The organism is uncultured Algibacter sp., from assembly GCF_947495675.1.
Classification (GTDB): domain Bacteria; phylum Bacteroidota; class Bacteroidia; order Flavobacteriales; family Flavobacteriaceae; genus Algibacter_B.
Genome location: NZ_CANLZX010000080.1, coordinates 1 through 257 on the forward strand (window position 1 = coordinate 1; position 257 = coordinate 257).

Annotated in this window: 1 protein-coding gene; it reads right to left on the reverse strand. The window is 28.8% G+C overall.

Annotated elements, in window-relative coordinates; genetic code table 11:
- Window positions 1-257, reverse strand: a 257-nt coding sequence (locus tag Q0842_RS16175) for a hypothetical protein (RefSeq protein ID WP_298500545.1), incomplete at both ends; no start/stop codon positions are given.

Sequence of the window (257 nt, forward strand, 5' to 3'; positions counted from 1 at the left end):
AGAGTCAGCTTTGCGTTTTTGGTCTAAAATTCTATTTTGTTCTTTAATAATGCTATCAAGAGAATCTTTTTTTCTTTTTGCAATACGTTGCATTTTAAGAGCCTCTCCTGCTTTAGCAATAGAATCGTTACGTTTTTTAATTTTAGCTTGTTTTTTAGTTTCTTCTTTAGCTTTAGCAATAGAGTCAGCTTTGCGTTTTTGGTCTAAAATTCTATTTTGTTCTTTAATAATGCTATCAAGAGAATCTTTTTTTCTTT